The organism is Streptomyces sp. NPDC102490 (genome assembly GCF_044765285.1).
In the GTDB taxonomy this organism is placed as follows: Bacteria; Actinomycetota; Actinomycetes; order Streptomycetales; family Streptomycetaceae; genus Streptomyces.
In genome coordinates this window covers 1-25,601 of sequence record NZ_JBIWJU010000019.1, presented here as the reverse complement: position 1 = coordinate 25,601, position 25,601 = coordinate 1, and the positions used below count along the sequence as shown (strand labels likewise).

At 73.2% G+C, this 25,601-nt stretch carries 23 protein-coding genes; 16 read left to right on the top strand and 7 right to left on the bottom strand.

Features of this window, described 5'->3' with window-relative positions; genetic code table 11:
* Positions 1-103 precede the first annotated feature (103 nt).
* From ACIRGB_RS33805 to ACIRGB_RS33770, 8 genes are all read left to right on the top strand, one after another.
* On the top strand, positions 104-721 hold the full coding sequence (locus ACIRGB_RS33805; protein ID WP_403872956.1) for a TetR family transcriptional regulator: 618 nt from the start codon (positions 104-106) through the stop codon (positions 719-721).
* A 138-nt stretch (positions 722-859) separates the two neighbouring features.
* Positions 860-3,103: a molybdopterin-dependent oxidoreductase gene (locus ACIRGB_RS33800; protein WP_403872954.1), complete on the top strand. Its 2,244-nt coding sequence runs from the start codon at positions 860-862 to the stop codon at positions 3,101-3,103.
* A 123-nt stretch (positions 3,104-3,226) separates the two neighbouring features.
* Positions 3,227-4,669 (top strand): CitMHS family transporter, encoded by a 1,443-nt coding sequence (locus ACIRGB_RS33795; protein ID WP_403872952.1) that lies wholly within the window; start codon positions 3,227-3,229, stop codon positions 4,667-4,669.
* Positions 4,670-4,699: 30 nt separating this feature from the next.
* Positions 4,700-5,953, top strand: coding sequence for an MFS transporter (locus tag ACIRGB_RS33790; protein ID WP_403872950.1), 1,254 nt, complete (start codon positions 4,700-4,702; stop codon positions 5,951-5,953).
* On the top strand, positions 5,950-6,144 hold the full coding sequence (locus ACIRGB_RS33785; protein ID WP_403872948.1) for a hypothetical protein: 195 nt from the start codon (positions 5,950-5,952) through the stop codon (positions 6,142-6,144). The genes ACIRGB_RS33790 and ACIRGB_RS33785 overlap by 4 nt, the downstream gene beginning before the upstream one ends.
* A gap of 285 nt (positions 6,145-6,429) precedes the next feature.
* Positions 6,430-7,767, top strand: coding sequence for an ABC transporter ATP-binding protein (locus ACIRGB_RS33780; protein WP_403872946.1), 1,338 nt, complete (start codon positions 6,430-6,432; stop codon positions 7,765-7,767).
* A 122-nt stretch (positions 7,768-7,889) separates the two neighbouring features.
* Positions 7,890-9,278, top strand: coding sequence for an aldehyde dehydrogenase family protein (locus ACIRGB_RS33775; protein ID WP_403872944.1), 1,389 nt, complete (start codon positions 7,890-7,892; stop codon positions 9,276-9,278).
* A 21-nt stretch (positions 9,279-9,299) separates the two neighbouring features.
* Positions 9,300-10,397 (top strand): Zn-dependent alcohol dehydrogenase, encoded by a 1,098-nt coding sequence (locus ACIRGB_RS33770; RefSeq protein ID WP_403872942.1) that lies wholly within the window; start codon positions 9,300-9,302, stop codon positions 10,395-10,397.
* A gap of 95 nt (positions 10,398-10,492) precedes the next feature.
* On the opposite strand, the gene ACIRGB_RS33765 is transcribed toward ACIRGB_RS33770, so the two are convergent.
* From ACIRGB_RS33765 to ACIRGB_RS33755, 3 genes are all read right to left on the bottom strand, one after another.
* On the bottom strand, positions 10,493-11,446 hold the full coding sequence (locus ACIRGB_RS33765; RefSeq protein ID WP_403873102.1) for a DMT family transporter: 954 nt from the start codon (positions 11,444-11,446) through the stop codon (positions 10,493-10,495).
* A 69-nt stretch (positions 11,447-11,515) separates the two neighbouring features.
* Positions 11,516-12,229: an ArsR/SmtB family transcription factor gene (locus ACIRGB_RS33760; protein WP_403872940.1), complete on the bottom strand. Its 714-nt coding sequence runs from the start codon at positions 12,227-12,229 to the stop codon at positions 11,516-11,518.
* Between the two features lie 59 nt (positions 12,230-12,288).
* A complete protein-coding gene (locus tag ACIRGB_RS33755; protein ID WP_403872938.1) occupies positions 12,289-12,930 on the bottom strand; it encodes a TetR/AcrR family transcriptional regulator in 642 nt (213 codons plus the stop codon).
* Between the two features lie 89 nt (positions 12,931-13,019).
* Here ACIRGB_RS33755 and ACIRGB_RS33750 point away from each other — a divergent pair, with 89 nt between their 5' ends.
* The 3 genes from ACIRGB_RS33750 to ACIRGB_RS33740 all read left to right on the top strand — a co-directional run bounded on the left by ACIRGB_RS33750 (position 13,020) and on the right by ACIRGB_RS33740 (position 15,272).
* The gene (locus ACIRGB_RS33750; RefSeq protein ID WP_403872936.1) at positions 13,020-14,171 is read left to right on the top strand and encodes an acyl-CoA dehydrogenase family protein; all 1,152 of its coding nucleotides are present in this window, start codon (positions 13,020-13,022) and stop codon (positions 14,169-14,171) included.
* 75 nt (positions 14,172-14,246) lie between these two features.
* On the top strand, positions 14,247-14,564 hold the full coding sequence (locus ACIRGB_RS33745; protein ID WP_403872934.1) for a YiaA/YiaB family inner membrane protein: 318 nt from the start codon (positions 14,247-14,249) through the stop codon (positions 14,562-14,564).
* A 60-nt stretch (positions 14,565-14,624) separates the two neighbouring features.
* Positions 14,625-15,272, top strand: a complete 648-nt coding sequence (locus ACIRGB_RS33740; RefSeq protein ID WP_403872933.1) for a TetR/AcrR family transcriptional regulator — start codon at positions 14,625-14,627, stop codon at positions 15,270-15,272.
* Here ACIRGB_RS33740 and ACIRGB_RS33735 read toward each other — a convergent pair.
* Positions 15,263-15,724, bottom strand: coding sequence for a MaoC family dehydratase (locus tag ACIRGB_RS33735; RefSeq protein ID WP_403872931.1), 462 nt, complete (start codon positions 15,722-15,724; stop codon positions 15,263-15,265). The two genes, ACIRGB_RS33740 and ACIRGB_RS33735, sit on opposite strands and share 10 nt — an antisense overlap.
* A gap of 130 nt (positions 15,725-15,854) precedes the next feature.
* On the opposite strand from ACIRGB_RS33735, the gene soxR reads away from it, so the two are divergent.
* Complete coding sequence (gene soxR, locus ACIRGB_RS33730) at positions 15,855-16,400, top strand: redox-sensitive transcriptional activator SoxR (protein WP_403872929.1); 546 nt, start codon at positions 15,855-15,857, stop codon at positions 16,398-16,400.
* A gap of 27 nt (positions 16,401-16,427) precedes the next feature.
* Here soxR and ACIRGB_RS33725 read toward each other — a convergent pair whose 3' ends face one another.
* Both ACIRGB_RS33725 and ACIRGB_RS33720 read right to left on the bottom strand, forming a co-directional pair.
* Positions 16,428-17,165: a 3-keto-5-aminohexanoate cleavage protein gene (locus ACIRGB_RS33725; protein ID WP_403872927.1), complete on the bottom strand. Its 738-nt coding sequence runs from the start codon at positions 17,163-17,165 to the stop codon at positions 16,428-16,430.
* A gap of 105 nt (positions 17,166-17,270) precedes the next feature.
* On the bottom strand, positions 17,271-17,873 hold the full coding sequence (locus ACIRGB_RS33720) for a hypothetical protein (RefSeq protein ID WP_403872925.1): 603 nt from the start codon (positions 17,871-17,873) through the stop codon (positions 17,271-17,273).
* Between the two features lie 222 nt (positions 17,874-18,095).
* Between ACIRGB_RS33720 and ACIRGB_RS33715 the strand changes: the two genes are divergently transcribed.
* Positions 18,096-20,903, top strand: a complete 2,808-nt coding sequence (locus ACIRGB_RS33715) for a penicillin acylase family protein (protein ID WP_403872923.1) — start codon at positions 18,096-18,098, stop codon at positions 20,901-20,903.
* A gap of 16 nt (positions 20,904-20,919) precedes the next feature.
* Here the strand turns inward: ACIRGB_RS33715 and ACIRGB_RS33710 are convergent, their stop codons facing one another.
* Positions 20,920-22,179: an exo-beta-N-acetylmuramidase NamZ domain-containing protein gene (locus tag ACIRGB_RS33710; protein ID WP_403872921.1), complete on the bottom strand. Its 1,260-nt coding sequence runs from the start codon at positions 22,177-22,179 to the stop codon at positions 20,920-20,922.
* 218 nt (positions 22,180-22,397) lie between these two features.
* On the opposite strand from ACIRGB_RS33710, the gene ACIRGB_RS33705 reads away from it, so the two are divergent.
* From ACIRGB_RS33705 to ACIRGB_RS33695, 3 genes are read left to right on the top strand one after another with little or no spacing between them, the layout of a single operon-like run.
* On the top strand, positions 22,398-23,168 hold the full coding sequence (locus ACIRGB_RS33705) for an SDR family oxidoreductase (RefSeq protein WP_403872919.1): 771 nt from the start codon (positions 22,398-22,400) through the stop codon (positions 23,166-23,168).
* A complete protein-coding gene (locus ACIRGB_RS33700) occupies positions 23,165-24,835 on the top strand; it encodes a class I adenylate-forming enzyme family protein (protein ID WP_403872917.1) in 1,671 nt (556 codons plus the stop codon). Before ACIRGB_RS33705 ends, ACIRGB_RS33700 begins: the two co-directional genes overlap by 4 nt.
* Before the next feature lie 34 nt (positions 24,836-24,869).
* Complete coding sequence (locus ACIRGB_RS33695) at positions 24,870-25,463, top strand: TetR/AcrR family transcriptional regulator (RefSeq protein ID WP_403872915.1); 594 nt, start codon at positions 24,870-24,872, stop codon at positions 25,461-25,463.
* The last annotated feature ends 138 nt before the right edge of the window (positions 25,464-25,601 follow it).

Here is a 25,601-nt window from a genome sequence, read left to right as displayed (position 1 = left end):
GCGCGGCCGCCGTGCCCACCGGGTGCGCCGGAGGGCCGCATCCGGGCGGTGCCCCCGGCCGTGCCGTAGGTCACCGTTCACCCGGCCGGGCCGGGAGGGCATCATGAAGGCCGTGTCCCACGCGACCCCGCTCCGCCGCGCCCCCGTGCAGCGGCGCAGCGCCGAACGGCTGACCCGGATCCTCGACGCGTGCGCCGGCCTCCTCGACGAGGTGGGCTACGACGCCCTGAGCACCCGGGCCGTGGCGCAGCGCGCGGACGTCCCCATCGGGTCCGTGTACCGCTTCTTCGGCAACAAGCGGCAGATGGCCGACGCCCTGGCCCAGCGCAACCTGGAGCGCTACGCGGAGCGCGTGACCGAACGGCTGACGGAGACGGGCGACGGCGGCTGGCGCGGTGCGCTGGACGCCGTGCTCGACGAGTACCTGGCGATGAAGCGCACCGCGCCCGGCTTCTCCCTGATCGACTTCGGCAACCAGATACCGGTCGGCGACCGCCACGCCGTCCCCAACCACCGGGTCGCCGAGCGGCTCACCGAACTGCTCTCCGGCTACCTGGGCCGCCGCCCCGACGACGACCTGCGCCGCGTCTTCCTCGTCGCCGTGGAGACCGCCGACACCCTCGTGCAACTCGCCTTCCGGGTCGCGCCGGACGGGGACGAGGGGATCATCGCGGAGGCCCGGGAGCTGCTGCGGGCGTATCTGGGGCGGGTCCTGGACTGACGGGCCGCCGTCCCTGACCGTGCACGCGGCGGTCGGTGCACGGCAAAAGCCTCCCCACCATGCCTACCGGTCGGTATGCTCGCGGGGCAGAGAGCGCCACCGCCGCCTAGAGCGGACCGCCGCCTTCCGGGAGGACCCGTGCCCCGCACCGCCCTGCGTATCTGCCCCCTGTGCGAGGCCACCTGCGGCCTGGCCCTCACCGTCGACGGCACCACGGTCACCGCCGCCCGCGGCGACCGGGACGACGTCTTCAGCCGCGGCTTCATCTGCCCCAAGGGCGCCTCCTTCGGGGCCGTCGACTCCGACCCCGACCGGCTGCGCGCCCCCCTGGTGCGCAGGGACGGTGAGCTGCGTGAGGCCACCTGGGAGGAGGCGTTCGACGCGGTCGCCGCCGGCATCCGTCCCCTCGTCGAACGGCACGGACCGCACTCCGTCGGCGTGGTCCTCGGCAACCCCAACGTCCACACCGTGGCCGGCGCCCTCTACCCGAACGTCCTGCTCGGCGCCCTGGGCAGCCGCAGCCTCTTCACCGCGTCCACCGTCGACCAGATGCCCAAGCACGTCTCCAGCGGGCTGCTCTTCGGCGACGCGAACGCCATCCCGGTGCCCGACCTCGACCGCACCGACCACCTGCTGCTGATCGGCGCCAACCCGCTGGAGTCCAACGGCAGTCTGTGCACCGCCCCCGACTTCCCCGGCCGGCTCAAGGCCCTGAAGGCCCGCGGCGGCACCCTCACGGTCATCGACCCGCGCCGCACCCGCACCGCGAAGCTCGCCGACCGGCACGTGCCGATCCGCCCCGGCACCGACGCGCTGCTGCTGGCCGCGATGGCCCACGTGCTGTACGAGGAGGACCTGGTCGACCTCGGCGCACTCGCCCCGCACGTCCAGGGGGCAGACGAAGTCCGGGACGCCGTGCGCGACTTCACCCCCGAGTCCGTCGCCGCCGCCTGCGACGTGGCACCGGACGTGACCCGCGCCCTGGCCCGGGAACTCGCCGCCGCCCCCACCGCCGCCGTCTACGGCCGCATCGGCAGCTGCACCGTCCCGCACGGCACCCTCGCCAGCTGGCTGGTGGACGTCCTCAACATCCTCACCGGCAACCTCGACCGGCCCGGCGGCGCGCTCTTCCCGCAGGCCGCCACCGACCGGACCCCGCGCCCCGCCGGACCCGGCCGCGGGTTCGCGCTCGGCCGCTGGCACTCCCGGGTGAGCGGGCACCCCGAGGCGAAGGGCGAGCTGCCGCTGTCCGCCCTCGCCGAGGAGATCGACACCGCCACCGGCACCGGCGAACCGGTCCGCGCGCTGCTCACCGTCGCCGCCAACCCGGTCCTGTCCGCACCCGACGGCGACCGGCTCGACAAGGCGCTGGGCTCCCTCGACTTCATGGTGAGCGTCGACCCGTACCTCAACGAGACCTCGCGCCACGCGCACGTCGTCCTGCCGCCGCCCCCGCCGGCCCAGAGTCCGCACCACGACTTCGCCTTCAACACCCTCGCCGTGCGCAACCAGGTCCGCTACACCCGCCCCGCCGTCCCGCTGGAGCCCGGCAGGATGGCCGAGACGGAGATCCTCGCCCGGCTCACCCTGGCCGTCACCGGCGCGCACGGCACCGACCCCGCCGCCGTCGACGCCCTGGTGATCGAGCAGACCCTCGCCAAGGCCGTACGGGAGCCGCACTCACCCGTGCACGGCCGCGACCCCGGCGCCCTCACCGCACAACTGACCGGCGAGAACGGCCCCGAGCGGCGCCTCGACCTGATGCTGCGCCTCGGCCCCTACGGTGACGGCTTCGGCGCCCGGCCGGACGGGCTGACCCTCGCCCGCCTCCTCGCCCACCCGCACGGCATCGACCTCGGCCCGCTGCGCCCGCGCCTGCCGCAGCCGCTGAAGACCCGCAGCGGCAAGGTGGAGCTGCTGCCGGGGCCGATCGCCGCCGACCTGCCGCGCCTCGTGCGGGCCCTCGCCGAACGCCCCGCCGGGCTCGTCCTGGTCGGCCGCCGCCATCTGCGCTCCAACAACAGCTGGATGCACAACGTCCCCGCCCTGACCGGCGGCTCCAACCGCTGCACCCTGCACGTGCATCCCGAGGACGCCGCACGGCTGGGGGTGCGCGCCGCTCAACCGGTGCGCGTGACGGGCCCCGGGGGAGCGGTGACCGTCCCCGCCGAGGTCACCGACACCGTCCGGCCCGGCGTGGTCAGCATCCCGCACGGCTGGGGCCACGACCGGCCCGGCACCCGCCAGACGCACGCCGCCGCCGACCCCGGCGTCAACGTCAACCAGCTCCTCGACGGCGGCACGCTCGACCCGCTCTCGGGCAACGCCGTCCTCAACGGCGTACCCGTCACCCTCACACCGCTGACCGGCGCAGAGCTGTGACCTGGAGTTCTGCGCTTATTGCTCGCATGTCAACGTCTTGTTAACGCTCCCTCGCGCCACCTAACGTCGCTCGCACCGCCTGCCCCGGTGGAATGTTCAAGGGCGAACGTTAGGTACTCACTCATGCTGACCATCCTCGGCTTCGCCATGATCGCGACCTTCCTGGTCCTGATCATGATGAAGAAGATGTCGCCGATCGCGGCGCTCGTGCTGATTCCCGCGCTGTTCTGCGTGCTCGTCGGCAAGGGCGCCCACCTCGGCGACTACGTCATCGACGGCGTGTCCAGCCTCGCCCCCACCGCGGCGATGCTCATGTTCGCGATCGTCTACTTCGGTGTGATGATCGACGTCGGGCTCTTCGACCCGATCGTCCGGGCCATCCTGAAGTTCTGCAAGGCCGACCCGATGCGCATCGTCGTCGGCACCGCGCTGCTCGCCGCGATCGTCTCGCTGGACGGCGACGGCTCCACCACCTTCATGATCACGGTCTCGGCGATGTATCCGCTGTACAAGCGGCTCAAGATGAGCCTGGTCGTGATGACCGGCGTCGCCGCGATGGCCAACGGGGTGATGAACACGCTGCCCTGGGGCGGCCCCACCGCCCGCGCCGCCACCGCGCTGAAGGTCGACGCCACCGACATCTTCGTCCCGATGATCCCGGCCCTGGCCGTCGGCCTCGTCGCGGTCGTCGTCCTCGCGTACGTGCTCGGTCTGCGCGAGCGCCGGCGCCTGGGCACGCTGTCGCTGGACGAGGTGCTGGGCGGCGAGTCCGAGTCGGTGCCGGAGAGCGAGACGGTGCTGGTCGGTGCGGGCGCGGGGGCGAAAGCCGGTGCGTCCGGTGCCGGCGCCGGTGCGGGCAGCGCTCGCGGCGGAGCGGGCGGCTCCGGTGCGGCCGCCGACCGGGACGGCGAGCCGGACGACGACTTCAAGGGCCTCGACCCGAACCGGCCCACGCTGCGCCCCAAGCTGTACTGGTTCAACGCGCTGCTCACGGTCGCGCTGCTCACCGCCATGATCATGGAGCTGCTGCCGATCCCGGTGCTCTTCCTGATCGGCGCCGCGCTCGCCCTCACGGTCAACTTCCCGCACATCCCCGACCAGAAGGCCCGCATCGCGGCCCACGCCGACAACGTCCTCAACGTCTCCGGCATGGTCTTCGCCGCCGCCGTCTTCACCGGCGTCCTCACCGGCACCGGCATGGTCGACCACATGGCCACCTGGCTCGTGGACACCATCCCCGACGGCATGGGCCCGCACATGGGCCTGGTCACCGGTCTGCTGAGCCTGCCGCTCACCTACTTCATGTCGAACGACGGCTTCTACTTCGGCGTCCTGCCGGTGCTCGCGGAGGCCGGCCAGGCGCACGGCGTGTCGACGCTGGAGATCGCCCGCGCCTCGATCGTCGGCCAGCCGCTGCACATGTCCAGCCCGCTCGTCCCGGCCGTGTACGTCCTGGTCGGCATGGCCAAGGTCGAGTTCGGCGACCACACGCGGTTCGTGGTGAAGTGGGCCGTCCTGACCAGCCTGGTGATCCTCGCGGCGGGCATCCTGTTCGGCATCATCTGACCTCGGAGATCCTCGGGAAGGGACACGATCATGGCGCCCGGTGGGAACCGCGGCTGGCTGCTCCGCCTCGTCATCGCCTTCGGCTTCGCGCAGGGGGCGGTGTCGATGGCCCGGCCCGCCGTCTCCTACCGGGCCCTCGCGCTGGGCGCCGACGAACGGGCCGTCGGCGTCATCGCCGGGGTGTACGCCCTGCTGCCGCTGTTCGCCGCCGTTCCGCTGGGCCGCCGCACCGACCACGGCCGCTGCGCGCCGCTGCTGCCCGTCGGGGTGGTGCTCATCGCCGGGGGCTGCGCGCTGAGCGGCGTCGCCGGGTCCCTGGGGACCATGGCCCTGTGGAGCGGCGTCATGGGCCTCGGGCACCTCTGCTTCGTCATCGGCGCCCAGTCACTGGTCGCCCGCCAGTCCGCGCCGCACGAACAGGACCGCAACTTCGGCCACTTCACCATCGGCGCCTCGCTCGGCCAGCTGATCGGCCCCATCGCCGCGGGCGCGCTGATCGGGGGCCCCGACATGGGCGGCAGCAGCGCGCTGGCCCTGCTGGTGGCGGGCGCGGGCGCGGCGGTCGCCTTCACCTCCCTGTGGCGCATAGAGCACCCCGGAGCCGCCCGGTCCGGTACGAAACGGGGCGGGCGCGTCCCCGTGGGGAGCATCCTGCGCGCCCGGGGCGTGCCCGCGGGCATCCTGATCAGCCTCGCCGTGCTCTCCGCGACCGACATCCTCACCGCCTACCTGCCGGTGGTCGGCGAGCACCGGGGGATCTCCCCGGCCGTGATCGGCGTCCTGCTCAGCCTGCGGGCCGCCGCCACGATCGCCTGCCGGCTCGTGCTGACGCCCCTGCTGCGGCTGCTCGGCCGCACGGTGCTGCTCACGGTCACGTGTCTGCTGGCCGCCCTGCTGTGCGCCGGGGTCGCGCTGCCGGTGCCGGTGTGGGCGCTCGCGCTGATGCTGGTCGTCCTCGGCTTCTGCCTGGGCGTCGGCCAGCCGTTGTCCATGACCACGGTCGTCCAGGCGGCCCCCGACGAGGCGCGCTCCACGGCCCTCGCCCTGCGCCTGACCGGCAACCGCCTCGGCCAGGTCGCCGCACCGGCCGCCGCGGGCCTGATCGCGGGCGTCGCGGGCGTGGCCGCGCCGTTCGTGATGCTGGGCGCGCTGCTGCTGCTCTCCTCCGGCGTCGCCCTGCGGGCCCCGGCCACGGGTGTGGCCGGCCAGGGGCGTCCGGCGGTGGGGCAGGATGTCCCGGACCGGGCCGACGGCGCGCGGCGGTGCCGGGAAACGAAGGGATGAGCATGCTCCTGCTCCTGCTGTCCGTGGTCCTCCTCGTCGCCGGCGGCTGCGCCTGCGTGGTGTGGGCGGCCCGCGGTGGCCCGCCCTGGACGCGCGCGGTGGCGCGGACGACCCTGGCGGCGGGCGAACTGGTGCGCGCCGCCGGCCGCTCCGGCGGCAACCGCGGCCGGAGCGGCGACTCGGGCGACTGACCCGGCGGCCGACCGACCCGGCGGCCGACCGACCCGGCGGCCGACCGACCCGCGGCCGACCGACCCGGCGGCCGACTGACTGGATCACCCCGTGAGACGCCCCGCGCCCTGAATCCGGGCGTCCGCTTTCTCACCAGATGGACGTTCGCGCCGAGTTGCGGTCCAGCGTCTTCCCCCGGCCGGGCACGGTCCGTTAACTTCCGTGACTCACACGCCCCGTACGACCCGCACGAGGGCGTCCGACCGCGGAGCACCAGAGCCCAGTGAGCCCCCGGGGGCACCTCCATGACACGCGCCATCTCCCTGCACGACGTGAGCAAGACCTACGCGCGAGGCGTCCGCGTGGTGGACCGGCTGTCGCTGGACATCGCGCCGGGCGAGTTCCTCGTCCTGCTCGGTCCCTCCGGCTGCGGCAAGTCGACCGTGCTGCGCATGATCGCCGGACTGGAGGAGATCACCGAGGGCGAGCTGATGCTGGACGGCGCGTACGCCAACGACCTGCTCCCCGCCGAACGGCGCATGGCGATGGTCTTCCAGAACTTCGCCCTGTACCCCAACATGACCACCCGCGGGAACATCGGCTTCCCGCTGCGCGTCGAGGACCCGCAGACCGATCCCCGTCCCCGCGTGGACGCCACCGCCCGCATGCTGGGCATTGAGGACCTCCTCGACCGGCTCCCCGCGCAGCTCTCCGGCGGTGAACGCCAGCGGGTCGCGATGGGCCGGGCCATCGCCCGCCACCCCACCGCCTTCCTGATGGACGAGCCGCTGTCCAACCTCGACGCCAAGCTCCGCAACCACCTGCGCGCCGAGATCACCCGGCTGACCCGGGAGCTGGGCGTCACCACGATCTACGTCACCCACGACCAGTCCGAGGCCATGTCGCTGGGCGACCGGGTCGCCGTCCTGCGCGGCGGGGTCCTCCAGCAGGCGGACACCCCGCGCGCCGTCTACGCCCTGCCCCGCAACGTCTTCGTCGCCGCCTTCATCGGCACCCCGCGCATCAACCTGCTGCGCGGCCTGGTGCGCGCGCCGCTCGACGGGGCGATGACCATCAGCCTGGGCAAGCAGTTCCTGCGCCTGCCCGAACCGCTCTCGCTGGACCACCAGTTGCTCCGCGTCCAGCAGGGCCGCGAGGTGATCGTGGGCCTGCGCTCGGAGGCTGTCCGGATCGCCAAGCCCTCCTCCGCCCGCCCCGGCGAGGTGCTGCTCACCGGGCTGGTGGAGCACGTCGAGTTCCAGGGGCACGAGATCCTCGTGCACTTCAACACCGGTTCGCAGCCGGCCGTCGTACCCGACCTGGAGGCCCCGCGCCCCGTCACCCGCCCGGCCAGGCGCCGCCGCCGCGACGGCACGGTCCTGGAGCGGCTGCGGGAGCGGGCGGGGGCCCTGCGCGCCGGGCCGGTGGTCGTCATGGACGAACCGGAGGAGCCCGAGCCCGCGGTCGCCCCGCCCGACGGGCGCCTGCCCGGCGACCTCATCGTCCGGACCACCCCCGACATCGACCTCCGCCACGGCATGCAGGTGCCCCTCCTGGTCGACCTCGCCCACCTGTTCGTCTTCGACCAGCACGGCGACCGCATCTGCCCCGCCCCGGCACGGCTGCCCGACCTGGAGGAGTGAGCGCGCCCCGACCTCGCCTTCCGGGAGGGTGACCCGCGCCACCATCGGGGGAGCCCCTGGTGCCGTAAAACTAACGGCGCTAGTTTGGGGTCGGACGACGAGGCCCGCCCGGAAGGAACCCGATGAAGGCACACGACGGCATGTACATCGACGGAGCCTGGCGCCCCGCCGACGGCCGGGACACGATCGAGGTCGTGAACCCGGCCGACGAGCAGGTGATCGGCCACGTCCCCGCCGGCAGCGCCCTGGACGTCGACAGCGCCGTACGGGCCGCCCGCGCCGCCCTGCCGGGCTGGGCCGCCACCCCGCCAGCCGAGCGGGCCGCGCGCCTGGCCGCCCTGCGGGACGTCCTGGTGGCCCGCAAGGACGAGATCGCCGAGACGGTCACCGCCGAACTGGGCTCCCCGCTGAAGTTCTCCCAGGCCGTGCACGCCGGCACCCCGATCGCGGTCGCCGGGACCTACGCCGAGCTGGCCGCGACCCACGCCTTCGAGGAGAAGGTGGGCAACTCCGTGGTCCACCACGAGCCGGTCGGCGTGGTCGGCGCCATCACCCCCTGGAACTATCCGCTCCACCAGATCGTCGCCAAGGTCGCCCCGGCGCTCGCGGCCGGCTGCACCATTGTGCTCAAGCCCGCCGAGGACACCCCGCTCACCGCGCAGCTCTTCGCCGAGGCGGTGCACGAGGCGGGCGTCCCGGCAGGCGTGTTCAACCTGGTCACCGGCCTCGGCCCGGTCGCCGGACAGGCGCTCGCCGAGCACCCCGGCGTGGACCTGGTCTCCTTCACCGGCTCCACCGCCGTCGGCCGCCGGATCGGCGCCACCGCCGGCGCCGCCGTCAAGAAGGTCGCCCTCGAACTCGGCGGCAAGTCCGCCAACGTGATCCTCCCCAGCGCCGACCTGGCCAAGGCCGTCAACGTCGGCGTCGCCAACGTGATGTCCAACTCCGGTCAGACGTGCAGCGCCTGGACCCGCATGCTGGTCCACCGCGACCAGTACGACGAGGCGGTGTCGCTCGCCGCCGAGGCCGCCGCGAAGTACGGCGACCGAATCGGCCCCGTCGTCAACGCCAAGCAGCGGGACCGGGTGCGGGGTTACATCGAGAAGGGCGTCGCCGAGGGTGCGCGCCTGGTCGCGGGCGGTCCCGAAGCCCCGCGCGAGCGGGGGTACTTCGTCAGCCCGACGGTCTTCGCCGAGGTGACCGAGGAGATGACCATCGCCCAGGAGGAGATCTTCGGTCCTGTCCTGTCCGTCCTGCGCTACGAGGACGAGGACGACGCCCTGCGGATCGCCAACGGCACGGTCTACGGCCTCGCCGGTGCCGTCTGGGCCGGGGACGAGGCCGAGGCGGTCGCCTTCGCCCGCCGGATGGACACCGGGCAGGTCGACATCAACGGCGGCCGGTTCAACCCGCTGGCGCCCTTCGGCGGCTACAAGCAGTCCGGCGTGGGCCGCGAACTGGGCGCACACGGCCTCGCCGAGTACCTCCAGACCAAGTCCCTCCAGTTCTAGCCCGCAGGGGAGCCCCACCTCATGGCCGTCCGTACCGCAGTCCGTGCCGCCGTCGTACCCGCTGTCGGCGCCCCCCTGGAGGTCACCGGGATCGAGCTGCCCGAGCCCGGCCCCGGCCGCGTCCGGGTGCGGCTCGCCGCCGCCGGGGTCTGCCACTCCGACCTGTCCCTGTCCAACGGCACCATGCGCGTGCCGCTGCCCGCCGTCCTCGGCCACGAGGGCGCCGGTACGGTCGTCGCCGTCGGCGAGGGCGTCACCCACGTCGCGCCCGGCGACGCGGTCGTCCTCAACTGGGCCCCGTCCTGCGGCGCCTGCCACGCCTGCTCGCTCGGCGAGGTGTGGCTGTGCGCCAACGCCCTGGCCGGCGCCGCCGACGTGCACGCCCGCCGCGCCGACGACGGCACCGACCTGCACCCGGGCCTGAACGTCGCCGCGTTCGCCGAAGAGACGGTGGTGGCCGCCTCCTGCGTCCTGCCCGCCCCCGAGGGCATCCCCCTCACCGACGCGGCGCTCCTCGGCTGCGCCGTCCTCACCGGCTACGGCGCCGTCCACCACGCGGCGAAGGTCCGCGAGGGCGAGACGGTCGCGGTCTTCGGCGTCGGGGGAGTGGGCCTCGCCACCCTCCAGGCGGCCCGGATCGCGGGCGCGTCGAAGATCGTCGCGGTCGACGTGTCCCCCGAGAAGGAGGAGCTGGCCCGCGCCGCGGGCGCCACCGACTACCTCCTCGCCTCCGACACCACCGCCCGCGAGATCCGCGCCCTGACCGGCAAGCAGGGCGTCGACGTCGCCGTCGAGTGCGTCGGCCGCGCGGTCACCATCCGCACCGCCTGGGAGTCCACCCGGCGCGGCGGCCGCACCACGGTCGTCGGCATCGGCGGCAAGGACCAGCAGGTCACCTTCAACGCCCTGGAGATCTTCCACTGGGGCCGCACCCTGTCCGGCTGCGTCTACGGCAACGCCGACCCCGCCCGCGACCTCCCCGTCCTCGCCGAACACGTCCGCGCCGGCCGCCTCGACCTCAGCGCCCTGGTCACCGAACGCATCGCCCTGGACGGCATCCCGGCGGCCTTCGAGAACATGCTCGCGGGCAAGGGCGGCCGGGCCCTGGTCGTCTTCTGACCCACGGCCGATCCCCCCGGCAGCCGCGCGTCACGGCGTGCCGGGGGGCGGGTGCGCGGGGGGCGTGGGGCGTGGGGTCCGGGGTGCTCGGGGTGCTAGACCCGCTCCGTGGCCTCGCGCCGGGGGTCCGCGGCGGGCTCGGCGTGTTCCGGGGGCGCGGGCGTGCGGCGCCCGCGCGAGCGGGACACCGCCACGCCCGCCAGACAGAGCGCGCCGCCCGCCAGGGTGAGCAGGCCCGGCACCTCGCCCAGGGCCAGCCACGACATCAGCACGACCAGCGCGGGCACCGCGTACGTGGTCGCGCCCATCCGGCCGGCGGTCGTACGGGCCAGGGCGTACGCCCACGTCGTGAACGCCAGCGCGGTCGGGAACACGCCCAGGTAGACCATGTTGAGCGTCGCGGAGGCGGGCGCGCCGGCCGCCTCGTGCACGAGCTGCCCCGCGAACGGCAGGCACAGCACCGCCCCGACCAGGCAGCCGAACGTCGTCACCTGAAGGGCGCTCGCGTGCGCCAGCGCGGGCTTCTGCGCGACCACCCCGCCCGCGTACGCCACCGCGGCCAGCAGGCACAGCACCACCCCGAACAGCGAGGAACCGCCCTCGCCGGACATCGACAGGCCCACCGTCACCGCACCGGCGAACGACACCGCCATCCCCGCCAGCAGCCTCGGCGGCAGCGCGTCGCCCAGCAGCCGGGCGCCCAGCAGCGCGATGAGGATCGGACCGACGTTGACCACGAGGGCGGCCGTACCGGCGTCCACCCGCTGTTCGCCCCAGTTCAGGACGACCATGTAGAAGCCGAACCACAGCACCCCCGATATCGCGATCCCGCGCCACGCGGAGCGCGGCGGCACGCCCTCCCGGCGCAGCAGACAGATCACGCCGAGGGCCAGGACACCGGAAAGGAGCCGCCCGAGCGCCAGGGCGCCCGGTGAGTACGCCTCGCCCGCACTGCGGATCGAGACGAACGCGGACGCCCACAGCACGACGGTGACGGTGGCCGCACCGGCCGCGAGCAGGTCCGGACGGCGGGACGGGGTGGTACGCATCATGCTCCCGAGGTTAGGAGGGGAAGGCCGGGACGACCGGCGGATTTCGGACGGGGAGACCGGCACGCCTCAGCGCAGCGCCACCGGGTCGATCCGGAGCAGCTCGGACAGCGCGTCCTCACCGGCCGGCGTCACCTTCACCGCCCGCTCCGAGCCGATGCGCACGCACCAGCCCGTGTCCAGGGCGTGCCGGCACAGGGCCGCGCCCGCCACACCCGCGAGATGGGGACGGCGTTCCGTCCAGTCGAGGCAGGCCCGGGCCAGCGGCCGGCGCCCGGTCGGCCGCAACGGGATCCCGGCGGCGTCGAACCAGCCGAGCCCCGCGTCCGTGAGCGCGAAGCCGGTGTCCTGGCGCAGCAGCCCGAGCCCGGTCAGCGCGTCGGTCACCGCGATGCCGAGCCGCCCGGCGAGATGGTCGTAGCAGGTGCGGCCCCGGGCCATCGCCGACCCGGCGCTCGACGCCCGCAGCGTGCGCGGACGCCGGGCCGCCGCCTCGGGAGCGACCTGCGCGGCCAGGTCCTCCACGAGCTGCGCGACCCGGTCGTCGGCCAGCCGCACGTACCGGTGCCGCCCCTGCCGTTCCTCGCTGAGCAGCCCGCCCGCGACCAGCTTGCCCAGGTGCTCGCTGAGCGTCGACGCGGCGACCCCCGCGTGCCGGGCCAGCTCACCGGCGGTCCACGCCCGCCCGTCCAGCAGCGCCAGCAGACAGGCGGCGCGCGTCTCGTCGGCCAGCAGCCCGGCCAGCCGTGCCAGGCCGGGTGCCTCGGCTTCCTTCTCGGTCATGCGTCCCAGGATGCGCCACGCACCGTTCGGCGGGCGCCGAAGTGTTCTCCGAGCGCCTCTCAGACGTCCTGCGCGACCTGCGCGTACTGCTGCGCCAGCCCGTCCAGCAGCGCCGTCAGACCGGTCTCGAAGGCCCGCTCGTCGATCTTCTCCTGCTGCTCGGCCAGCAGGTGGGCCTGCTGGAGGTGCGGGTAGTCGGCGGGGTCGTAGGCGCCGGCGTCGTCCACGAAGCCGGCGGCGAAGGAGCCGAGCGCCGAGCCCATGATGAAGTACCGCATCAGCGCGCCGATGGACGTGGCCTGCGCCGGGGGCCAGCCCGCCCGGACCATCGCGCCGTAGACCGCGTCCGCCAGGTGCAGCGCGGCCGGGCGGCGGCCGGGGCCGTGGGCCAGCACCGGGACGATGTTGGGGTGGTCGCGCAGGGCCTTGCGGTAGGAGACGGCCCAGTCGTGCAGCGCGGTCCGCCACTCCCGGCCGTCCTCGAACATCGACAGGTCGACCTGGGCGCTCACCGAGTCGGCGACGGCCTCCAGGATCTCGTCCTTCGTGCGGAAGTGGTTGTAGAGCGAGGGCCCGCTGACCCCCAGTTCCGCGGCCAGCCGGCGCGTGGAGACGGCCGCGAGGCCCTCCGCGTCCACCAGCGCACGGGCCGTCTCGACGATCCGGTCGGTGCTGAGCAGGGGCTTGCGCGGTCGGGCCATGGCGCACATAGTAGGGCTGCACGCTGAAACTAGCAGTGCTAATTTAAATGTACGGCTTTCAAGATTTCTTTTCTGTGGGGTGACTCGGCATGAACCTGGAGCTCAGCGAGGAGCAGACCGCCGTACGGCAGCTCGCCCGGGACTTCGTGGAGCGCGAGATCGCCCCCCATGTCGTCGAATGGGACCGCGCCGAGGAGGTGGACCGGTCCCTCGTGAAGAAGCTCGGCGAGGTCGGCTTCCTCGGGCTCACCATCGACGAGGAGTACGGCGGGTCCGGGGGCGACCACCTCGCGTACTGCCTGGTCACCGAGGAGCTGGGGCGCGGCGACAGCTCCGTGCGCGGGATCGTTTCCGTCTCCCTCGGCCTGGTCGCCAAGACGATCGCCGCCTGGGGCGACGAGGAGCAGAAGCGCCGCTGGCTGCCGGGGCTCACCTCCGGCGCGTACGTCGGCTGCTTCGGCCTCACCGAGCCCGGCACCGGGTCGGATGCCGGGAACCTCTCCACCCGTGCGGTCCGCGACGGCGACGACTACGTCGTCAACGGCACCAAGATGTTCATCACCAACGGCACCTGGGCCGACGTCGTCCTGCTCTTCGCCCGCTCCACCGACGCCCCCGGCCACAAGGGCGTCTCCGCCTTCCTGGTGCCCACCGACACGCCCGGTCTGACCCGGCGCACCGTCCACGGCAAGCTCGGGCTGCGCGGCCAGGCCACCGCCGAACTGGTCCTGGAGGACGTCCGCGTGCCCGCCTCCGCGATGCTCGCGCCCGAGGGCAAGGGCTTCTCGGTGGCCATGTCGGCCCTCGCCAAGGGGCGGATGTCGGTCGCGGCCGGCTGCGTCGGCATAGCCCAGGCCGCGCTGGACGCGGCCGTGCGGTACGCGGGGGAGCGGGAACAGTTCGGCAAGACCATCGCCCACCACCAGCTGGTCCAGGAGCTGATCAGCGACATCGCCCTCGACGTGGACGCGGCGCGGCTGCTGACCTGGCGGGTCGCCGACCTGATCGACCGCGGTCAGCCCTTCACCGTCGAGTCGTCCAAGGCCAAGCTCTTCGCCTCGGAGGCCGCCGTGCGCGCCGCCAACAACGCCCTCCAGGTCTTCGGCGGCTACGGCTACATCGACGAGTACCCGGCCGGCAAGCTGCTGCGCGACGCCCGCGTGATGACCCTCTACGAGGGCACCAGCCAGATCCAGAAGCTGGTCATCGGGCGGGCGCTGACCGGGGTCTCGGCCTTCTGAGCGCCGGGCTTTGAGTAGCCGGACTGAGTACGACGGCGGATGTGGCCCCGGCCACGTCCGCCGACCCTTGTCCCCATGAGTGACACACCGGTCAAGCAGCAGAACACCGCGGCCTTCTACGGGCAGGCCGTCGCCTCGTTCTCGGTGGCCATGGCCGCCACCGCCATCGGCATCTACCAGCTCGAGGCCGACGCCTGGGTGCGGGGCTTCCTCGCGGTCGCCGTCCTGTACCTCGTCACCTCGGCCTTCACCCTGGCCAAGATCATCCGGGACCGCCAGGAGGTCGGCCAGATCGTGAGCCGGGTGGACCAGGCGCGACTGGACAGGATCCTGGTCGAGCACGACCCCTTCCAGAAGCCGGGCGGCGGCACCCCGGCCGGACAGCGCCCCTAAGCAACCGCTCAGCTTCGGCGGTATGGTGGTGCTCCTGTCACCGAGAGGGGCGAACAAGCGATGAGTACGGCGGCCGAGACGACGGGCGGCGACATCGAGCCGTGGGAAGAGGTCACGCCTGACGCGGCCCGGCGGCTTCTGGTCGCGGCCGTGGAGGCGTTCGCCGAACGCGGGTACCACGCGACCACGACCCGCGACATCGCCGGGCGGGCCGGCATGAGCCCGGCCGCGCTCTACATCCACTACAAGACCAAGGAAGAACTGCTCCACCGCATCAGCCGCATCGGTCACACCCGGGCGGTGGCCATCCTGCGCGCCGCGGCCCAGGGCGAGGGCGGTGCGACCGCACGGCTCGCCGACGCCGTCAGCTCCTTCGTCCGCTGGCACGCCGGGCGGCGCACGACCGCGCGGGTCGTGCAGTACGAGCTGGACGCGCTCGGTCCCGAGGCCCGGGAGGAGATCCTCACGCTCCGCCGGCAGTGCGACGCCGCGGTGCGCGGCATCATCGAGGACGGTGTGGCGACGGGCGAGTTCGACGTGCCGGACGTCAAGGGCACGACGCTCGCCGTGCTGTCGCTCTGCATCGACGTGGCCCGCTGGTTCAACGTGAACGGCCCCCGCACGCCCGACGAGGTCGGCGCGCTCTACGCCGACCTCGTCCTCAGGATGGTGGGGGCCCGGGACCGCTCCGGCACCCCTCAGAGGTAGTAGCGTGAGACGGACTCGGCGACGCACACCGGCTTGTCGCCGCCCTCGCGCTCCACGGTGAAGGCGACGCTCACCTGGATGCCGCCCTTGACGTCCTCGACCCCCGTGATCGTCGCCGTGGCCCGCAGGCGCGAGCCGACCGGGACGGGGGAGGGGAAGCGGACCTTGTTGGTGCCGTAGTTGACGCCCATCCGCACGCCCTCGACCCTGATCAGCTGCGGCCCGAAGAGGGGAAGCAGGGACAGGGTCAGGTAGCCGTGCGCGATGGTGGTGCCGAACGGCCCGGCGGCGGCCCGCTCCGGGTCCACGTGGATCCACTGGTGGTCCCCGGTCGCCTCCGCGAACAGGTCGATCCGCTTCTGGTCGACCTCCAGCCAGTCGGTGTACCCCAACTGCTCGCCCACCGCCGCCTTCACCTCGTCGGCGGACGCGAAGATCCTCGGCTCTGCCATGTTCCGGCCTCTCTGCTCGCTCGACCTGTGCGCTCGACTCTAAGCGACTGCTTAGCATGGTCGCCCGCGCGGGGTCTGTCAACGGACCTGACCCGTCCGTGCGGGTGACCGGATCGGTAGGGTCTGAGGAGTGCCTCAGATTCCCGAGAAGATCCAAGAGCTCACGGTCGGCCAGCTCGCCGCGCGCAGCGGCGCCGCCGTCTCCGCCCTGCACTTCTACGAGTCCAAGGGCCTGATCAGCAGTCGCCGGACCTCGGGCAACCAGCGCCGGTTCAGCCGGGACGCGCTGCGCCGGGTCGCCTTCGTCCGGGCCGCGCAACGGGTCGGCATCCCGCTGGCCACCATCCGCGAGGCGCTCGCCGAGCTGCCGGAGGGGCGCACACCCACCGAGGAGGACTGGGCCCGGCTCTCCCGGTCCTGGCGCTCCGAACTGGACGAGCGGATCAAACAGCTCAACCGGCTGCGCGACCACCTCACCGACTGCATCGGCTGCGGCTGCCTGTCCCTGGAGACCTGCGTGCTGTCCAACCCCGACGACGCCTTCGGTGAACGCCGCGCCGGCTCGCGCCTGCTCGTCGAGCGCCGAGGCCCGGCCGCCACCCCCTCCACGGCCGCCACCACCGGCGGACGGCCGAGCCGCGTTGAGGGCCGGGAGGCGCCGTGCTGCGGTGACTGACGACCCGTCCGGTGATGGGCCCGGTCGTCAGTGGCCGCCCCGGCGCGCCGAGGCCCACTCCCTCAGTCCCGCGGTGACCAGGGCGGCGTTGGAGCCGGCCCGGCCGCCGTCCGGCAGGAACAGGGTGTCCTCCAGGCCGATCCGGGTCGCCAGGCCCAGCCGGCCGGCCAGGCGCAGCACCGGCCAGGTGCCGCCGTCCTCGCCGTGCAGCAGGACCGGGCGGCCGTGGGCCGGGCCGAGGGCGGTCAGCAGGGCGCGCGCCGAGCCCTGCGCGGTCGCCGGGCCGGTGTCCGTGACCTCCGCCAGTACGCGCAGCACCTTCGGTCCGAGCGGGGAGCGCAGGAACCGGGCCGCCCCGTCCGTGCCGGACCAGATACCCGCCTCCACCGCCACCCCGCGCTCGATCAGGGCGGCGGCCGTCTCCTCGGCGCCCGGCTCGTGCCAGTTGACCGAGGCGTGGTCGGGCAGCGCCGTCCAGCTCCGTATCCGCGCCACCCGGGCGGCGGGGTCCGGTTCGGTCCAGGCGCCCGTCGTGACGCCGACCGGCACCGGCGCCGGGACGCGCGCCCTGATCGCCTCCAGCGTCGCCGCGAGCACGCGCGGCGACAACGTGTCCCGCCCGCACGGCGTCTTCGGGTGGACGTGGACGTCCGTGGCCCCGGCGGCGACCGCCGCGGCCACCGAGTCGGCGACCGCCTCCGGCGACAGCGGCACCACCGAACCGTCGGCGCTCCCCCGCGCCCCGTTCACACACAGCTGCACCATCCCCCCATGGTGCCGGGCGCCACCGACAACGCCCGCCCGACCCGGTGCCGTACCGCCGTACCGGCCACCGGGGGTGCGGCATCCCCGGCACACCCCCGCGGCCGGCTACGCCGACATCAGCAACCGTCCCCGCCGGGCGTCCGCGCACGCGTCGGGGGTGAGGACGGGCCGCGGCACGAGGATGCCGCAGTCCGTGCAGACCGGGCCCGTCGAGGGCTCGTGGTCCAGGCCGTACTTCCAGACGAGGCGGTCTCCGTCGCACACCGGGCACACCGAGCCCGGTTCACGCTCCAGCGCCGAGATCAGCCGGCGCAGCACCTCCGCCAGCGGTCCGTCGGGATGGACCCGGGGGTCGTCGCACCAGGCCACCCCGAACCCGCCCCAGGTCAGCCGGTGCCAGTCGTCCACGCTGCCCGGCCTGCGCAGCCCGTCGTGCTTCTCCTTCCTGCGCCGCTCGGCGAACTCGTCCTCGTAGGCCAGCCACACCGAACGCGCCTCCTCCAACTCCTCCAGTGCGGCCACGAGCCGCGCCGGGTCGGGGGAGCGGTCCTCGGGACCGAACCCGGCCCGGGAGCATAGATGGTCCCAGGTCGCCCTGTGCCCATAAGGGGCGAAACGCTCAAGGCACTTGCGCAGCGAATAGCGCCGCAGCGCCAGGTCGCACCGTGGATCGCGGACCTGTCTCGCCAGACTTCGGAAACCGGCCATCGCCCTGCACCTCCGTCACACCTGCACCTGCACTTGGGTTACTCCGGCGTCGTCGTACGGACGTCGCCGAATAGACGTATCGACAACCGATTCGGCTCCATCCGATTTCCGATGCCCCCCATAAGCCGATCCACCCGCTCCCAAAAAGTGACGCATGTTCATCTTCCCCGTCGGGGATACCGGCGGTAACGTCCCGGCACACCCCCGTCGGGAGGAGCTGCCATGCCACGGCGCACCCCACGCAACGCCCTCGACACACTGAGAACTCCCCGCGGCTTCCACGGGTTCCTGAAGGCCGCATCCGTATGCGCGCTCATTGCCGGAGTTTTGTCACCGCTTTCCCCGGCGATGGCCGCCGGGGACACGACCACCGAGGTCACGGCCGCCCGGGCCGCCGCCAACGACCACTGCGGCGGGCAGTGTTCCGACATCCTGCCGCCCGGCCAGAACGGCAACGCCACCCTCGCCCAGATCCTCCTCAACCAGGCGTTCGGCACCCAGCCCGCGCACGCCGAGGACCAGCTCGGCCCCTACGCGAACCTCGCCACCGGCTACCAGGGCCTCACCAACGACAAGATCAACACCTTCTTCAACGACGCCTCGTTCGGCGTCCCCGACGGCCAGGCCGCCTCCACCGTCCGCCCCGCGGGACGCGGCGACGTCACCATCGTCCGCGACAAGAAGACCGGCGTGCCGCACATCACCGGCACCACCCGCTACGGCACCGAGTTCGGCGCCGGATACGCCGCGGCCCAGGACCGGCTGTGGCTGATGGACCTCTTCCGGCACGTCGGACGCGGCCAGTTGACCCCCTTCGCGGGCGGCGCCCCCGCCAACCAGGGCCTGGAGCAGCAGTTCTGGCGCAGCGCCCCCTACACCGAGGACGACCTGGAGGCGCAGATCGAGAGCGCCGCCGCCAAGGCCGGTGAGCGCGGCGAGCTGGCCCTGGCCGACGTGGACGCCTACGTCGCGGGCGTCAACGCCTACATCGACGCCTCCGACAAGGGCCGCTACTTCCCCGGCGAGTACGTCCTGACCGGCCACAAGGACGCCCTCACCAACGCCGGCACCATCGAGCACTTCAAGCGCACCGACCTGATCGCGCTGGCCTCCGTCATCGGCTCCCTCTTCGGCGCGGGCGGCGGCGGCGAGGTCAACAACGCGCTCTCCCTCCTCGCCGCCCAGGAGAAGTACGGCGTCGCCGAGGGCACCGAGGTCTGGGAGTCCTTCCGCCAGCGCAACGACCCCGAGGCCGTCCTCACCCAGCAGGACGGCAGCTTCCCGTACCTGCCCACCCCGGACGACCCGCAGGGCCGCGCCCTGCCCGACGCCGGGTCGGTCGAGGCGGAACCGCTGGTGTACGACCGTACCGGCAGCGCCGGCGCCGCGAGCGCGACCGGCACCTCCGCCGAGGCGGCGGACGCGGCCGTGACCTCGGCGCGGCGCGGCATGTCCAACGCCCTGGTCGTCAGCGGCGAGCACACCGCGAGCGGCCACCCGGTCGCCGTCTTCGGCCCCCAGACCGGCTACTTCGCCCCGCAGCTTCTCATGCTCCAGGAGATCCAGGGCCCCGGCATCAGCGCCCGCGGCGCCTCCTTCGCGGGCCTGAGCATGTACGTCGAACTCGGCCGCGGCCAGGACTACGCCTGGAGCGCCACCACCTCCGGCCAGGACATCATCGACACCTACGCGGTCGAGCTGTGCCAGGACGACTACCACTACCTCTACCGCGGCACCTGCACGCCGATGGAGAAGGTCGAACGGCACAACGCCTGGAAGCCCACGGTCGCCGACTCCACCGCGGCCGGCTCCTACACGATGCGCGTCTGGCGCACCAAGTACGGCCCCGTCGAGTCCCGGGCCACGGTCGGCGGCAAGAAGGTCGCCTACACCACCCTGCGCTCCTCCTACCTCCACGAGGCCGACTCCATCATCGGCTTCCAGATGCTGAACGACCCGGACTACCTCGACAGCCCGGAGCGCTTCCAGGGCGCCGTCCAGCACATCAACTACACCTTCAACTGGTTCTACGCCGACTCCGAGCACACCGCGTACTACAACAGCGGCGACAACCCGGTACGCGCGAACGGCGTCGACGCCGAGTTCCCGGTCTGGGCCCGGCCGGCGTACGAGTGGCAGGGCTGGGACCCGGCCGACAACACCGCCCGGTACACCGGCGCGTCCGCCCACCCGCGGTCGGTCGACCAGGACTACTACATCTCCTGGAACAACAAGCAGGCCAAGGACTACCCGGCCGCCTCCTGGGGCAACGGCTCCGTCCACCGCGGCAACCTCCTCGACGACCGGGTGAAGAAGCTGGTCGCCGAGGGCGGAGTCACCCGCACTGCGCTGGTCAAGGCCATGGCCGAGGCGGCCCTCGCCGACCTGCGGGCCGAGGACGTGCTGCCCGACCTGCTGAAGGTGGTCGAGTCCGCGCCGGTCACCGACCCCGCGGCGAAGACGGCCGTGGACCGGCTCAAGGCGTGGCGGTCCGCGGGCGGCCTGCGCACGGAGACCTCGGCGGGTGCCAAGAAATACGCCCACGCCGACGCGATCCGGACCCTGGACGCCTGGTGGCCGCTGCTGGTGAAGGCCGAGTTCGAACCCGGCCTGGGCAGCGACCTCTACACGGCCTTCACCCGCAACCTGCCCGTCGACGAGTCCCCGTCCGCCGCCCACGGCCCGACCGGCGCCCACGCCGGCAGCGCCTTCCAGTACGGCTGGTGGAGCTATGTCGACAAGGACATCCGGTCCGTGCTCGGCGAGACCGTCAAGGGCCCGCTGGCGCACCCCTACTGCGGCGACGGCGACCTCGCCGCCTGCCGGGCCACCCTGATCACCACCCTCAAGGAGGCGGCGGGCCGCACGGCCGCCCAGGTCTATCCCGGCGACGACAACTGCGCCGCCGGAGACCAGTGGTGCGCCGACTCGGTGATCCACCGCACCCTGGGAGGCATCAAGCACGGCGGCATCAGCTGGCAGAACCGGCCGACCTACCAGCAGGTCGTGGAGTTCACGTCCCACCGGTGACCGGCCGGCACAACGGTCACCGGTAGAGCAGGTACTGGCGGCGTGTCCTGCGGAACGCCGCCAGTTCCGCCTCCCAGCCGCCCACCACCTCGTCGGTGTCCGCGCCCGCGTCGATCATCGTGCGCACCTGGGTGGACCCGGTGAGCTTGTCGATCCAGTTGTCCGACCGCCAGGCGAAGCCGTCCCAGGTCCGCTTGGCGGTCACCAGGAGGGCGATGCCGGTGCGCACCGGGTCGAACGCGGCCCGGTCGTGCACATGGAGCTGCACACCGCCGACGGTCTTCCCCTGGAACTTGGAGAAGGTGGGCGCGAAGTACGCCTCCCGGAAGCGCACCCCCGGCAGGCCGAGGCCGTTCGCGGCGGCGGCCCAGCGCCCGTCGACACCCTCCGCGCCCAGCAGCTCGAACGGGCGGGTGGTGCCGCGGCCCTCGGAGAGGTTCGTGCCCTCGAAGAGGCAGGTCCCGGAGTAGACCAGCGCGCACTCCGGCGTCGGCATGTTCGGGCTCGGCGGTACCCAGGGCAGCCCGGAGGCGTCGAAGAACTCCGAGCGCTTCCAGCCCGTCATGGTCACCGTCTCCAGCTCCACCGGCGACGTCAGGAACTCGCCGTTGAACAGCAGCGCCAGCTCGGCGACCGTCATGCCGTGCGCCTGCGCGATCGGCTGCCGGCCGACGAAGGTCGCGAACTCCTTGTGCAGCACCGGGCCGAGGGCCGCCCGCCCGGTCACCGGGTTCGGCCGGTCCAGGACCACGAACCGCTTCCCGGCGAGCGAGGCCGCCTCCATGCAGTCGAACAGCGTCCAGATGTACGTGTAGAAGCGGGCGCCCACGTCCTGGATGTCGAAGACGACGGTGTCCACGCCGGACGCCGTGAACACGTCCGCGAGCGGCCGCCCGCTCTTCAGGTACGTGTCGTAGACCGGCAGCCCGGTCGCCGGGTCGTCGTAGCGCCCCTCGGAGCCGCCCGCCTGGGCCGTACCGCGGAAGCCGTGCTCGGGGCCGAAGACGGCGGTCAGGTTCACCCGGTCGTCGGCGTGCATGACGTCGACGATGTGGCGTACGTCCCGGGTGATGCCGGTCGGATTGGTGACGATGCCGACCTTCTGGCCCCCGAGCGGGGCGTAGCCGCCGTCGGCGAGGCGCTCGAAGCCGGTGCGCAGCCGGCGGCCCCCGTGCCCCGCGGGCGCGGCCTGCGCCGTGCCCGCCGACGCGGCGGCGCTGGTGCCGGCCGCCACCGCGGCCGTCGTGGCGAGCAGGTTCCGTCTGGACAGCGTCATGCGGTGACCTCCGTGATCGCGGCGGGTGTCATGCGCACGCACGCTAACCCGCGCCCGGGCCGCAGGGAATGGAGTAGACCGCGGTTCACCCCTTCCGTCGAACATACCGACTGGTTAGTCTGACGCTGCGGCGGAGTCGCCACGCGGGTGCCGCAGTCGGCCCGCAGCCCAGCCGCAGCCGTGTCGCAGCCGTGTCGCAGTCGTGCCGAAGGAGGCCGATGGTGGAAGCCGTGCAGGACGCCGGAGTCGTCGTCACCGGGGCGGGAGGCGGTATCGGGGCCGCGCTGGCCCGGCGTTTCGCCGCCGAGGGGGCCCGGGTCGTCGTCAACGACCTGGACGCCGGCCGGGCGAAGGCCGTCGCCGACGAGATCGGCGGCATCGCGGTCCCCGGCGACGCCTCGGTGATCGTCACCGAGGCCCGCGAGGCGCTGGGCGGCACCGTCGACGTGTACTGCGCCAACGCGGGCGTCGGCAGCGGCGGTACGGAGGCCGCCGAGGAGGCCGTCTGGGCGCTCGCCTGGGACGTCAACGTCATGGCCCATGTGCGGGCGGCCCACGAACTGCTCCCCGACTGGCTGGAGCGCGGCAGCGGCCGCTTCGTCTCCACCGTCTCGGCCGCCGGGCTGCTCACCATGATCGGCGCCGCCCCCTACAGCGTCACCAAGCACGGCGCCTACGCCTTCGCCGAGTGGCTGTCCCTGACCTACCGCCACCGCGGGGTCAAGGTGCACGCCATCTGTCCGCAAGGGGTGCGCACCGACATGCTCACCGCGAGCGGCAGCGCGGGCGAACTGGTGCTCCAGCCCACCGCGATCGAACCGCAGGACGTCGCGGACGCCCTCTTCAAGGGCATCGAGGAGGACCGGTTCCTGATCCTGCCGCACCCCGAGGTGGCGGAGTACTACCAGGCGCGGGCCACCGAACCCGACCGCTGGCTGCACGGCATGAACCGGCTCCAGCGCCAGTGGGAGGAGGCGACGGCCCGGTGACCGGCTCCCGCTACGCGGCCAAGCCCTGGCTCGGCCTGCTGACCGAGGAGCAGAAGGCCCCGCTCCACCCCGACGCCTCCCTCGTGCACGCCCTGCGCCGGGCGGCCGCCGAGGCCCCGGACCGCGTCTTCCTCGCCTACTTCGACGGCCGCCTCACCTACCGCGAGGTGGACGAGCTGAGCGACTCCGTCGCCGGGCACCTCGCCGCGCGCGGTCTGGAGCGGGGCGACCGGGTCGCGGTCCTGTTGCAGAACTCCCCGCACTTCGTGCTCGCCGTACTGGGCGCCTGGAAGGCGGGCGCGGTCGTCGTGCCCGTCAACCCGATGTACAAGGCGGGGGAGGTCGGCCACGTCCTGCGGGACGGCGAAGTGGCCGCGCTGATCTGCTCCGACCGGGCCTGGGAGTCCTACCTGCGCGAGACGGCCGCCGACTCGCCGGTGCGGATCGTGCTCACCGGGTGCGAGCTTGACTTCCAGACCCGCCGGGACGCGCGCGTGCTGACGTTCGAGCGGCTGCCGGACGCCCCCGACGCCGACGACCTCGCCCGGGTGGCCCGTGCCGGTCACCGGGCACCCGAGGACCGCGACCCGCAGCCCGGCGACACCGCGCTCATCAGCTACACCTCGGGCACCAGCGGCACCCCCAAGGGCGCCACCAACACCCACCGCAACATCATGTACAACGCCGAGCGGCAGCGCACCGGGCTCGCGCTGCCCGAGGCGCCGGTCTACTTCGCGCTGGCCCCGCTCTTCCACATCACCGGCATGGTCTGCGAGTTCGGCGCCTGCCTGAACAGCGTGGGCACCCTCGTCCTGGCGTACCGCTTCGAGGCGGGCGTCGTCCTGGACGCGTTCGCCGAGCACCGGCCGCACTACACGGTCGGCCCGTCCACGGCCTTCATGGCCCTCGCCGCCCACCCCTCGGTCACCCGGGAGCACTTCGCGTCCTTCGCGAACATCTCCTCGGGCGGCGCCCCGCTGCCGCCCGCCCTGGTGGAGAAGTTCCGCGCGGGCTTCGGCCCGTACATCCGCAACGGCTACGGACTCACCGAGTGCACCGCGCCCTGCGCCTCCGTACCGCCGCACCTGGAGGCGCCGGTGGACCCCGTCTCGGGGACCCTGGCGGTCGGCGTGCCCGGCCCCGAGACCGTCGTGCGGATCGTCGACGACCAGGGCGCGGAGGTGCCCTTCGGCGAGCAGGGCGAGATCGTCGTCGGCGGCCCCCAGGTCGTCCCCGGTTACTGGCGCCGCCCGGACGCCACCGCCGAGACCTTCCCCGGCGGCGAACTGCGCACCGGGGACATCGGCTTCATGGACGCCCAGGGCTGGCTCTACGTCGTCGACCGCAAGAAGGACATGATCAACGCCTCCGGTTTCAAGGTCTGGCCGCGCGAGGTCGAGGACGTGCTCTACACCCACCCCGCGGTGCGCGAGGCCGCCGTCGTCGGCGTGCCCGACGGGTACCGCGGGGAGACCGTCAAGGCGTACATCAGCCTCCGGCCCGGCGCCGACACGGCCCCGGACGCGCTCGTCGCGTACTGCGAGGAGAGACTGGCCGCCTACAAGTACCCGCGCCAGGTGGAGATCCTGCCCGACTTGCCGAAGACGGCGAGTGGGAAGATCCTCCGTCGGGAACTGCGTTCCGGCAACAACAGGACGCAGCAGTGAACGGACAGTGAAAACGGAAAGGCAGGTGACGGCAGTGCCCAGGACCACGGACGGGGACGGCACTCCGGTGCCGCAGCGGCTCCTGGCCGCCGCCACCCGGCTCTTCGCCGAGCAGGGCTACGACCGCACCTCGGTACAGGAGATCGTCGAGGCGGCAGGCGTCACCAAGGGTGCCCTCTACCACTACTTCGGCTCCAAGGACGACCTGCTGCACGAGGTGTACGCGCGCGTGCTGCGCCTCCAGCAGGAACGCCTGGACGCCTTCGCGGACGCCGACGCGCCCGTCGAGAAGCGGGTGCGGGACGCGGCGGCCGACGTCGTCGTCACGACCATCGACAACCTCGACGACGCGTCGATCTTCTTCCGCTCCATGCACCAGCTCAGCCCCGAGAAGAACAAACAGGTGCGCGCCGAGCGCCGGCGCTACCACGAGCGCTTCCGCGCGCTCATCGAGGAAGGCCAGCGGACCGGCGTCTTCACCAAGGAGACCCCGGCCGACCTGGTGGTGGACTACCACTTCGGGTCCATCCACCACCTGTCCACCTGGTACCGGCCGGACGGGCCGCTCAGCCCGCAGGAGGTCGCCGACCACCTGGCCGACCTGCTGCTGCGGGCCCTGCGCCCGTGACCCGACCGTGAGGCGCGCCCCCCCGCCCCCCCCGGGGGGGGGGCCACGGGGGTGATAGGGGAGTGTTTGTAGCGCGGCGGGGCCGCGCGCGGCGGGGGGCCCCCGGCCGCCCCGCGGCGCTCAACACCGGCCGCGCCC

Bases quoted from the DNA above. Each gene is read 5' to 3' on its own strand.
- ACIRGB_RS33710 (WP_403872921.1), bottom strand. From the start codon at position 22,179: ATGACGCTGTCCAGACGGAACCTGCTCGCCACGACGGCCGCGGTGGCG.
- ACIRGB_RS33715 (WP_403872923.1), top strand. From the start codon at position 18,096: ATGCCACGGCGCACCCCACGCAACGCCCTCGACACACTGAGAACTCCC.
- ACIRGB_RS33775 (WP_403872944.1), top strand. From the start codon at position 7,890: ATGAAGGCACACGACGGCATGTACATCGACGGAGCCTGGCGCCCCGCC.
- ACIRGB_RS33805 (WP_403872956.1), top strand. From the start codon at position 104: ATGAAGGCCGTGTCCCACGCGACCCCGCTCCGCCGCGCCCCCGTGCAG.
- ACIRGB_RS33750 (WP_403872936.1), top strand. From the start codon at position 13,020: ATGAACCTGGAGCTCAGCGAGGAGCAGACCGCCGTACGGCAGCTCGCC.
- ACIRGB_RS33725 (WP_403872927.1), bottom strand. From the start codon at position 17,165: ATGGTGCAGCTGTGTGTGAACGGGGCGCGGGGGAGCGCCGACGGTTCG.
- ACIRGB_RS33760 (WP_403872940.1), bottom strand. From the start codon at position 12,229: ATGACCGAGAAGGAAGCCGAGGCACCCGGCCTGGCACGGCTGGCCGGG.
- ACIRGB_RS33765 (WP_403873102.1), bottom strand. From the start codon at position 11,446: ATGCGTACCACCCCGTCCCGCCGTCCGGACCTGCTCGCGGCCGGTGCG.
- ACIRGB_RS33780 (WP_403872946.1), top strand. From the start codon at position 6,430: ATGACACGCGCCATCTCCCTGCACGACGTGAGCAAGACCTACGCGCGA.
- ACIRGB_RS33785 (WP_403872948.1), top strand. From the start codon at position 5,950: ATGAGCATGCTCCTGCTCCTGCTGTCCGTGGTCCTCCTCGTCGCCGGC.
- ACIRGB_RS33735 (WP_403872931.1), bottom strand. From the start codon at position 15,724: ATGGCAGAGCCGAGGATCTTCGCGTCCGCCGACGAGGTGAAGGCGGCG.
- ACIRGB_RS33795 (WP_403872952.1), top strand. From the start codon at position 3,227: ATGCTGACCATCCTCGGCTTCGCCATGATCGCGACCTTCCTGGTCCTG.
- ACIRGB_RS33755 (WP_403872938.1), bottom strand. From the start codon at position 12,930: ATGGCCCGACCGCGCAAGCCCCTGCTCAGCACCGACCGGATCGTCGAG.
- ACIRGB_RS33720 (WP_403872925.1), bottom strand. From the start codon at position 17,873: ATGGCCGGTTTCCGAAGTCTGGCGAGACAGGTCCGCGATCCACGGTGC.
- ACIRGB_RS33790 (WP_403872950.1), top strand. From the start codon at position 4,700: ATGGCGCCCGGTGGGAACCGCGGCTGGCTGCTCCGCCTCGTCATCGCC.
- ACIRGB_RS33705 (WP_403872919.1), top strand. From the start codon at position 22,398: ATGGTGGAAGCCGTGCAGGACGCCGGAGTCGTCGTCACCGGGGCGGGA.
- ACIRGB_RS33740 (WP_403872933.1), top strand. From the start codon at position 14,625: ATGAGTACGGCGGCCGAGACGACGGGCGGCGACATCGAGCCGTGGGAA.
- ACIRGB_RS33770 (WP_403872942.1), top strand. From the start codon at position 9,300: ATGGCCGTCCGTACCGCAGTCCGTGCCGCCGTCGTACCCGCTGTCGGC.
- ACIRGB_RS33745 (WP_403872934.1), top strand. From the start codon at position 14,247: ATGAGTGACACACCGGTCAAGCAGCAGAACACCGCGGCCTTCTACGGG.